The 10,000-nt window shown below is 46.4% G+C and carries 8 protein-coding genes; 2 read left to right on the top strand and 6 right to left on the bottom strand.

Going from position 1 to position 10,000, the window contains the following annotated elements; translation table 11 throughout:
- Positions 1-182: hypothetical protein (locus LDL40_RS13380; RefSeq protein ID WP_300995872.1), on the bottom strand; the 182-nt coding region annotated here is incomplete at its 3' end.
- A gap of 9 nt (positions 183-191) precedes the next feature.
- Positions 192-1,058 carry an MBL fold metallo-hydrolase gene (locus LDL40_RS13375; RefSeq protein ID WP_300995871.1) on the bottom strand — a complete coding sequence of 289 codons (867 nt, stop codon included), beginning with the start codon at positions 1,056-1,058 and terminating at the stop codon, positions 192-194.
- Between the two features lie 204 nt (positions 1,059-1,262).
- Here LDL40_RS13375 and LDL40_RS13370 point away from each other — a divergent pair, with 204 nt between their 5' ends.
- Positions 1,263-3,569: a methyl-accepting chemotaxis protein gene (locus LDL40_RS13370; RefSeq protein WP_300995870.1), complete on the top strand. Its 2,307-nt coding sequence runs from the start codon at positions 1,263-1,265 to the stop codon at positions 3,567-3,569.
- 54 nt (positions 3,570-3,623) lie between these two features.
- Here the strand turns inward: LDL40_RS13370 and htpX are convergent, their stop codons facing one another.
- From htpX to LDL40_RS13350, 4 genes are all read right to left on the bottom strand, one after another.
- Positions 3,624-4,508 carry a protease HtpX gene (gene htpX / locus LDL40_RS13365; RefSeq protein WP_300995869.1) on the bottom strand — a complete coding sequence of 295 codons (885 nt, stop codon included), beginning with the start codon at positions 4,506-4,508 and terminating at the stop codon, positions 3,624-3,626.
- 344 nt (positions 4,509-4,852) lie between these two features.
- Complete coding sequence (locus LDL40_RS13360; protein WP_300995868.1) at positions 4,853-5,320, bottom strand: Dps family protein; 468 nt, start codon at positions 5,318-5,320, stop codon at positions 4,853-4,855.
- A gap of 206 nt (positions 5,321-5,526) precedes the next feature.
- Positions 5,527-7,197, bottom strand: a complete 1,671-nt coding sequence (locus LDL40_RS13355) for an ABC-F family ATPase (RefSeq protein WP_367304329.1) — start codon at positions 7,195-7,197, stop codon at positions 5,527-5,529.
- A 226-nt stretch (positions 7,198-7,423) separates the two neighbouring features.
- Entirely contained in the window at positions 7,424-8,332 is a 909-nt protein-coding gene (locus tag LDL40_RS13350) for a DMT family transporter (protein WP_300995867.1), read from the bottom strand.
- A 122-nt stretch (positions 8,333-8,454) separates the two neighbouring features.
- Here LDL40_RS13350 and LDL40_RS13345 point away from each other — a divergent pair, with 122 nt between their 5' ends.
- A complete protein-coding gene (locus LDL40_RS13345; protein WP_300995866.1) occupies positions 8,455-9,903 on the top strand; it encodes a PLP-dependent aminotransferase family protein in 1,449 nt (482 codons plus the stop codon).
- The last annotated feature ends 97 nt before the right edge of the window (positions 9,904-10,000 follow it).

Here is a 10,000-nt window from a genome sequence, read left to right as displayed (position 1 = left end):
TTGCTATAGGCTTCAAGCCCACCTTGTTCGACGAAATAGCTATAAGCCTCATTATCGTCGGTAAATACTGGTGGTTGATGAGAGTAAGGCTGAACACAAAGATAACTCGAACTAAGCTGGCTAAACTCCGCAAGTACTTCTGGTTGTAAGCCAAAAATATCAGTCGCTATAACCAGTTGCATCTGCTGTCCTTAACAAAACAAATTCACAGGCAATTTCAAATACACAGTACCATTGTCTTCTGCTTGCGGAAGCTGCCCTGCCTGCACATTCACCTGCACCGAAGGTAAGAGTAGCTTTGGCATACTCAGAGTTTTGTCCCTGCTGCTTCGCATCGCAACAAAATCCTGCTCACTGGTACCTTGCTTTAAATGGATATTCTGCTGTTTTTGCGCCGCGACAGTGGTTTCACAGACAAACTGTTCCCGTCCAGGCGCTTTATAGTCGTGGCATAAAAACATCCGGGTGGCATCAGGTAACTTATAGAGCCTTTGTACTGATCTGTACAAGGTTGCTGCATCACCGCCGGGGAAGTCACAACGCGCTGAACCATAATCCGGCATAAACAAGGTATCACCGACAAAGACCGCATCCCCTATGCAATAACTGACACAAGCAGGAGTATGTCCTGGGGTGTGTAACACGGCACAGCAGATGGTGCCAAGCATAAAACTTTCACCATTGGCAAAAAGTTTACCAAAAACTGAGCCATCTGTTTTTAACTGCTTCAAATTAAACACTTGGCTAAACAACTGTTGTACTTCAGTAATTCGTGATCCTATGCCAGTACGCCCCCCCAACCTTTGCTGTAAATAAGGCGCAGCTGATAGGTGGTCTGCATGGACATGAGTTTCCAGTAGCCATTGCACAGTAAGGTTATGCTGTTTAACCTGCGCTATGATCTGATCAGCGAGGCTGGTACCGATGGAACCAGAAGTAGCGTCAAATTCAAGTGCAGGATCGATCACTGCTGCCTCTTTGCTCTGAGGATCCCAGACTAAATAACTGTAAGTGAAGCTCTGAGGCTCAAAAAACGCATGGACAACTGGCTGTTGCATAGACCGCCGCTACTCAAAGGTGAACAAACAGGGACTTATCATAGCAAAATCGTTAAATTCCATAAAGATATAAGCTTATTACATATAATTTCAATGATGGTTGTTATTCAAGCGTTCATTTCTGCTGCGACCACTTTGTCATAAATTTGCAACCACTCATCTCTACCCTGCTTCTGCCTGAAACTAAGTGGAGATAGGAGTTGTATGAATATCGCCAAAAAATTAACCTTGGGAGCCGGTCTGTTGACCGTTATGGCTGTCATTTTGTCAGCAAGTACCAGCGGATTATTAGCATTAAAAGACAGCTCTGACGCAGTGCATCAAAGTTCAGAGCAACAATTTCAGGCGCTGGCTACCAGTCGTCACACTATGCTGCTGACTCAAATTGATAGCCAACAGCAATTGCTGAATGTATTGGCTCACAATCGCCTGACGCAAGAGGCTATTTATAGCTTCAAAAATCCGTTTGTCTCTTACCGTTACGAAGTCCAGGCGCCGGGTCTTGATAGCCTTAAACAACAAATGTCAGATTGGTATAGCAACAAATACCAACCTTACTTCGAGGCTCAGACTCAGGGACTGAAAGCAAACACTAAAGTTTGGCTCGACAAAGCCAAATTTGAAACTTTGTTACTGCAAAAGTACTACGTGGCGGACAACCCACAACCTCTGGGTAAGCAACACTTACTGGAAGATAGAGGCGACGGCTCAGTTTACGGTCAGCAACATAAAAAATATCACAACAGTTTTAAAGAAATAGTACAACGTTATGGCTTTCAGGACTTACTGCTGGTCGATGCAAATAGCCTGGATGTTTTGTATAACGTAAATAAAGGACCTGTTTTTGCCAGCAACTTACAAAACGGTGCTTTTGCCGATACTGAACTAGCCAAGTTAGTTCATAGTCTGAAGAAAAATCCTAAAGCCGGTTTAAAAATCTCAGCGATAAGCGCATTTGGCGGCTACTTTCAACAACAAGTGTTGTTTTTTGGCGTACCCGTATTTCATCCTAACAGCGCAGATACGCCAGTCGGTTTTTTAGTAGCTCAATATCCGATAAGTCGGTTCACAGATTTGATGACCGGAAATCGGAAATGGCAAGACCTGGGTTTAGGTCAGAGTGGAGATGTATATTTGGTAGATCAACACCAAAGTCTGGTGACCGAACTAAGGCCATACTTAGTGGATAAAAACCGCTTTATGCAGGATTATCCTCAATTTAAAGCAGGCCCCCATGGCTTGGGCGGGTATGCCAAAATCCAGCTTGATCAAGTCAATCAGGCCCTTGCGGGCGAATCAGGTGTAGCGGAGGCTAAGGATTATCGTGGTGTAGAATCGTTGATAAGTTGGCATCCGTTAAGAATAGGTCAGCAACGCTATGCACTTATAGTGCAACAAGATGCTGCAGAAAGTCTTGCTGCAGTCAGTACTATTCGGACAAACCTGATATTAAGTACCCTGCTTGCTGTCTTGATCTTAGGCGTACTGGTCATCTGGCTGGTTCATTTGCTTGCTAAGCGTTTTGCCAAACCTATGCTGACACTGCATCAACGTATTGAACATTCAGCACAATCTCACGATTTAACAGTACGTTTCGAGTTAAACACCAAAGACGAACTGTCAGATATCGGGGCTGCTTTAAGTAAACTTTTTGGTTCTTTTTCTACTTTGGTAGCAAAACTAAGCAGTACATCAGAGCAAAGCGCGTCTGCGGCTACTCAGAACCTGCAAATTAGTCAGGAATGCAAAAGCTCGGCTATCCAGCAAGGTGCCGCCATAAGCCATTTATTGCATCAGTCGCAAAGCCTGGATCTCCAGTTGCAGCAGTCAGCGGGTCAATTGCGCAGCAGTGCAGTTCAGGCCCATCATGCCAATCAGCAAGCGGATGCTGGCTATCAAGCCGTCAACAGCGTCGCCAGTTCAATGCGCCACCTTGCAGATCAAGTCAGCTCTTCAAGCCAAAGTATGGATCAACTTCGTTCTGCGGCTACAGATATAGTCACAGTGCTGGATACCATTAAGGGTATTTCAGAACAAACCAACCTGTTGGCGTTAAACGCCGCTATTGAAGCGGCACGAGCCGGAGAACATGGCCGCGGTTTTGCGGTGGTCGCAGATGAAGTCCGGCGCTTATCAGGTAGCACGCGCCAGGCAACAATGGAAATTCAGCAAATGTTAAACAGATTAATGATCACCGTTGACGAGACTGCGCTGGATTTAGCAAAAGAGCGCCAAAGCGCTGAATTATGTGTTTCTGGTTCGGAACAGGCGCTACATGCTCTGGCCGAAATTAAAAAATTGATCGCAGAGGTGAGTATTGCGACCTCTGATATCGCAAATTCCAGCGAACAGCAGTATCAACAGAATCAACAAATGCGCGATGAGCTTACTGCAGTTCAAGGCTTAGCAGAGCACACTGAACAAGCTATGACCGAGTTAAACCAGACGGCAAAAGAGCAGGAAAAACTTGCCACTGAGTTATTAACCAATGCCAGAGCATTCAAGGTATAAAGCAACTTTAGATGAAGCCCCTGTTTACAGGGGCTCATTTATAAGCAAACCTGATTAGCTTTCGAAGGAACGGCTTTGCAGTGCATGAATACGTTTATCCAATGGTGGATGGCTCATAAATAATTCTGAAGCAGCAGGCTTAGTTGCCAAACCAAAAGCTGTCATAGAGCCTTGTAACTGGCTTTCATGATTGCCTTTTAATCGCTGTAACGCCGCAACCATATTGTCGGCGCCAACTAATCGAGCTGCACCAGCGTCTGCTTTGTATTCACGCTGACGTGAGAACCACATCACTATAATGCTCGCCAATATGCCAAAAATCATTTCCAATACAAATACAGTGATCATGTAACTGATACTACCGCCCTGACTTTCCTCTTCGTCGTTTGAGCGAAAGAAATTATCAATAATTCCAGCCACAACTCGGGCAAAGAAAATGACGAAGGTATTGACTACTCCCTGAATAAGAGTCAGCGTGACCATATCGCCATTGGCAACGTGAGAGACTTCGTGAGCCAATACAGCTTCTGCCTCCTGCTGTGTCATTGCCTGAAGCAATCCTGTGCTGACCGCCACTAGCGCATTGTTACGACTCATACCTGTTGCAAAAGCATTGATTTCAGGAGAGTCATAGATTGCAACTTCAGGCATAGCTATACCAGCCTGTTTTGCCTGACGCTGCACAGTGCTGATCAGCCAATGTTCGGTGGCATTTGAAGCTTGAGTGATCACCACGGCACCTGTGGAACGTTTAGCCATCCACTTTGACATGGCTAAAGAAATAAATGAGCCGCCAAAACCAAACACCGCAGCGAATATCAGCAAGCCGCCCATGCTACGGTTATCTATACCAAAAACTTTAAACACAATACTTAAAACGATACTCAGCACTAACATCACAGCTAAGTTCGTGATTAAAAATAGCACTATACGTTTCATACCAACCTCTGTATTTCATCAATCCAATTAAGTTCAAAACGCCAGCTGCTAAAAAAGCCCCTGTTTCATTACTGCAACAGGGGCAAAGCGCGGATTAATCAGCACAATAAGTACGTTTTGGTTCTGTCCAACCCTCTAGTAAGTTTCATCTCACTAGTTGGTTTTTCAGGGAACGAGATGATAATAAGCCCGCAAGCATCACAAGGTAAAATCGAATATAACTTCTAAAATAGCAGTTTATTCCTGACAATGAACACTGCGGAAATACGATAGAGCAAAAAACAAAAGGCCTGTCAGAATTGCTGCTGACAGACCTTAATTGTAAAAGGATTGGTTAAAACAACTTAACCTAACAAACTTCTAAGCATCCAGGCATTTTTTTCATGCACTTGCATACGCTGAGTGAGTAAATCCAGCGTGGGCTCGTCTGAAGCTTTGTCGGCGACTGGTACTATAGAACGTGCCGTTTTTGCCAACGCTTCCTGACCTTTGACCAGATCTTTAATCATATCTTGCGCGGCAGGTATACCGTCCGCTTCTTTAATGCTGGTGAGTTTGGCAAACTCTTTATAAGAACCTGGCGCGAATTCACCTAAAGCGCGAATACGCTCGGCTATTAAATCCACAGCCAGTGCCAGCTCAGTATACTGAGTTTCAAATAATACATGCAGCGTCTGGAACATAGGACCCGTGACGTTCCAGTGATAGTTATGAGTCTTCAGATACAAAGTGTAAGTGTCAGCCAATAAAGTCGCTAAACCGTGCACTATAGCTTTACGATCCTCGTCTTCAATTCCAATATTAATTTTCATAAGAAACTCCGTGTTGCGGCAAAGATTTCAATCACCCTATCACAATTCACGCGAGGCGCTCAATTAAACAAAAGGGTAAACTGTTTTAGATCAATGGGATTGCGAGTCTGATAAAACAAGTGTCAGCGCAGAATTAACCGCCAAAAGGCTGGATTCACAATAAAAAAAGCCGGTAGGCACCGGCTTTTTTAAGGCTTGCAATAAGGTTACGAACGAGCCGCTAGTTCAGCTTGCTGTACCAGATACTCATCGTAAGTACCAACGAAGTTACGTACACCTTTATCGGTCAGTTCAACGATACGGGTTGCCAGTGAAGACACAAATTCACGGTCATGACTGACGAACAACAAAGTACCTTTGTACATTTCCAGCGCCATGTTCAGTGATTCAATCGACTCCATATCCAGGTGGTTGGTCGGTTCATCCATCACCAGAATATTTGGGCGTTGCAGCATCAGCTTACCGAATAACATCCGACCTTTTTCACCACCTGATAACACTCGTGTTGGTTTGCTGATTTCATCCTGAGAGAACAGCAAGCGGCCTAAAATACCACGAATTGCCTGTTCGTCGTCAGACGGCTGTTTCCACTGGCTCATCCAGTCAAACAACGTCATATCGCGTTTCTCGTCCGCGAATTCGTATTCGTGGTCCTGAGCATAATAACCAATATTGACGTTTTCAGACCATTTCACGATACCGGATTCTGGCGTTAAATCACCTACCAGACATTTTAAGAACGTCGATTTACCTATACCGTTGGTCCCCAGGATCGCCACCTTTTCGCCTACTTCAATGGTCAGATCAAGGTTCTTCAACACATGCAGGTCATCAAAGCTCTTGTTTAACTCGTTTACTTCTAAAGCTAAACGGTACAGCTGCTTCTGCTGGTCAAAACGAATAAATGGGTTGACCCGGCTGGAGGCTTTTACTTCGGCCAACTGAATTTTATCAATTTGTTTCGCACGTGATGTCGCCTGACGCGCTTTCGAAGCGTTGGCAGAGAAACGGCTAACGAAGGTTTGTAACTCAGCAATCTGAGCTTTTTTCTTGGCGTTGTCGGCCAGCAGACGTTCGCGAGCCTGTGTCGCTGCCGTCATGTACTCATCATAGTTACCCGGATAAACACGCAGTTCGCCGTAATCTAAGTCAGCCATATGAGTACAAACGCTGTTTAAGAAGTGACGGTCGTGCGAAATAATAACCATAGTGCTGTTACGCTCAGCCAACACTTCTTCTAACCAGCGGATAGTATTGATATCTAAGTTGTTGGTAGGTTCGTCCAGTAACATGATTTCCGGATCGGCAAACAATACCTGAGCCAATAACACCCGCAGTTTCCAGCCTGGTGCTATAGCAGACATAGGACCAAAATGCTGTTCGACCGGAATACCAACACCAATCAGTAACTCGCCGGCTCGGGATTCGGCGCTGTAACCATCCATTTCACCAAAAGCGACTTCTAAATCGGCTACACGCATACCGTCCTCTTCGCTCATATTTGGATCAGCGTAGATACGGTCACGTTCTTCTTTTACAGCCCAGAGCTCAGCGTGGCCCATAATCACAGTATCAATCACACTGTATTGCTCAAAAGCAAACTGATCCTGATGCAGCTTGGCCACACGGTGGTTAGGTTCAACAAAAATGTTACCGCCACTTGGCTCTAACTCTTTGCTGAGGATCTTCATAAAAGTTGATTTACCGCAGCCGTTGGCACCAATCAAACCATAGCGGTTGCCGTCGCCGAATTTGACGGAGATATTTTCAAAAAGCGGCTTAGCGCCAAATTGCATCGTAATATTTGCGGTAGAAATCACAGTTTTTTTGATCCAACAAAGAGTCATATATAAGCCTTGCTGACAACTTAATGCCATCAGCAAGGCCCCAAAAATAGCGCGCTACTATACGCTTTTTTATCGCTAAACTCAAAGTATCTCTGGTTTATACCCGTCGCCCTTGAAGCTGCAGCTTTGTTGACTGCGTCATTTCGCCCCAGTCACATAGATTTCTATGCTCCTGGGGTATCACTGACTTGTCGCCTCCCTGCAACTTCAAGTAACTTGGGTATATCTGAAGCTTTTAGTGTTGGTGAAGCAAGATCTATCCAAAACGCCGCCCCAAAGCTATACAGGCCACCACAGCCAAAGCCAATAGCCAGTGGATCCATTGCAAAGGTTCGGCCAGCAACAACGCAGACAAAGCCAGACCACTAAAAGGAGATAACAGCTGTAACTGGCTGACTTTGGCAATGCCACCTATAGCTAAGCCTTTGTACCAACAAAAGAAGCCGATAAACATGGTAAAAACAGATAAATAGCCTAGCGCCAGCCAGGACTGTAGCGACACAGCGGCATAATCCGGCTGATAAGCCCAGACCCAGGGCAGCAGCACTGGAATAGACATCACCAGCGCCCAGCAGATCACCTGCCAGCTGCCAAGCTCTCTGGATAAAATAGCCCCTTTGGCATAACTAAAACCGCATAAAAAACTCGCTAACACCAGATAACCATCAGCGAGCTGAAAAGGACCAGTGCTGTGGTGTAACGCATAAAGCGCAACACAAGCAGCCCCCAGCAGTGCAAACAGCCAAAAGCCTATACGCGGCCATTGTTTAGTTAAATATGCGCCAAAAAAGGCGGTAAAAAGTGGCATCACACTGGTGACCAGAATGCCGTGGCTGGCTCCGACCTGCTGCAAAGCCAGCGCAGATAACACCGGATAAGCAAAGACTGAACCTAACGCAACCAGAGCCAAAGCTTGCCATTGTTTAACGCTGGGTAGCTTTTGTCTGGTTAGCAGCAGTAACAGCAGCGCCAGTAGAGCCGCGATCAAAGCCCTGCCCGCACCGACAAAAACCGGTGGCATATCCAGCACCGCCATCCGGGTGGCTGGTAAACCAGCGGAGAACATCAGCATGCCTAAACTGCCAAACCACAAACCCTGCGCCAGTGGTTTTTGCCAAAAGGATAAGCGGATTTGATCCTGGGGTAATGCAGAAACGGTAGACATCACAGACTCTCCCTGAAACTGGCTGTACATTCAGCCAACTTCAGTTAGTATACAAAGCTTAAGACCATGACAATCAGGACAGTCGACACTAAAAGCAACTGAACTGTACAGGTGAAAATTCCATGACAATTGCAGTCACTCAGTGGCAGCTGGATAAAGCCAGCAAAGAAAGTTTCAGCAGTCAGCTTTATCTGCAGGCGCAGCAAGCTATTCAATCCGGCCGCTGGGTTGCAGGGGCGCGACTGCCGTCGATCCGGCTTTTAGCGGCACATTTGGAGATCAGTAAATTTACTGTGTCAGAACTTTATGAAAAGCTTTCTGCTGCTGGTTTTGTCCGCTCTCAACCTGGTAGTGGGGTTTATGTCAGCCGGTTAACGGAACAACAGCAACAACTGGAATCCAGCGCCAGTCAAAGCAGCAGACAGCAGGATGTGGCCCTGATGCGCCAGACCTTGCTGCGTGAACCTCATTGGATCAAAGCATCCGCAGGCTGGCTGTCGCCGGATTGGATGCCGGATCAGGACATTCGTCAGGCCATGCGGGATTTAGCGCGCCAGCCGCAGTCGTTAACGGACTATGGCCCGGCTCAGGGCTATTTCCCCTTACGTCAGTATTTTGCCCAGCGGTTAGCGCAGTTATCTATCACCACAGAACCAGCCCATATTCTGCTGACCTACAGCGCCTCTCATGCTTTGGATTTAATCTTTCGTTTGCATCTGAAACCCGGCGATTGGGTGATGGTGGATGATCCGGGTTTTTATAACTTTTTTGCGTTGTTGCGTCTGCATCAGGTGCAATTGCTGGTGGTGCCCCGTACCAAAGAGGGACCGGACTTCGCTGTGATGCAGCAACTGGTGCAGCAGTATCAGCCCAAAGCTTATTTAACCAATTCGGTGCTGTCGAACCCTGTGTCCTTAAGTGTGCACCCTGCCAGAGCTTTTGCCGTATTACAGCTACTGCAACAGCATAAGTGCTTATTGATCGAAGATGATATTTACGCCGACTTTGAAGTAAATCCGGTATCGCGTTACGCTTCGATGGCGGGGTTCCAACCGATTAATGGCTTTGAAGCGATTTATTTGGGCAGTATGTCAAAAACTTTATCCGCTGATCTACGCGTTGGTTTTATAGCCGCTCATCCAGCTACAATCGCCGCTCTTACCGACTTAAAACTGATCAGCGGTATTTCTACTTCCAATACCATGGAGCGGCTGGTATATGCGCTGTTAACAGGTGGGGGCTATCGCAGGCACCTGGAACAGCTTAAACGTCGTTTGCAGCAGGCCCGTAGTTTGGTGTTTTCAAAACTAAAACAGCTCGACTGTGAGTTGTGGGCAGAACCTTCGGCAGGTTTTTTGTGTTGGGTCAAACTGCCGGAGGGAGTCAGCAGCAGTGTGTTATCCGAACGCTTACAGCAGCGGCAGATTGTGTTGGCTCCAGGTTCGCAGTTTAGCACCCTGCCCGATGCCGACCAGTATACGCGGTTTAATGTGGCACAGTGTCTGGATGAACAATTCTGGTTGATATTGGAAGAAGAATTGCGCCAGATCAGAGCTCCCCTTCATACTTGAAGCTACAGTCTTGTTGACTGCGCCTCTCGCCCCATTCACATAGGTAACTATGCTCGTGGGGTCTCGTTTACTTGTCGTCGCGCTGTAACTTCAATTA

This window comes from Rheinheimera sp., assembly GCF_020217005.1.
Taxonomy (GTDB): domain Bacteria; phylum Pseudomonadota; class Gammaproteobacteria; order Enterobacterales; family Alteromonadaceae; genus Pararheinheimera.
The sequence above is the reverse complement of the archived record's forward strand: the minus strand, read 5'-3'. Positions and strand labels throughout refer to the sequence as shown.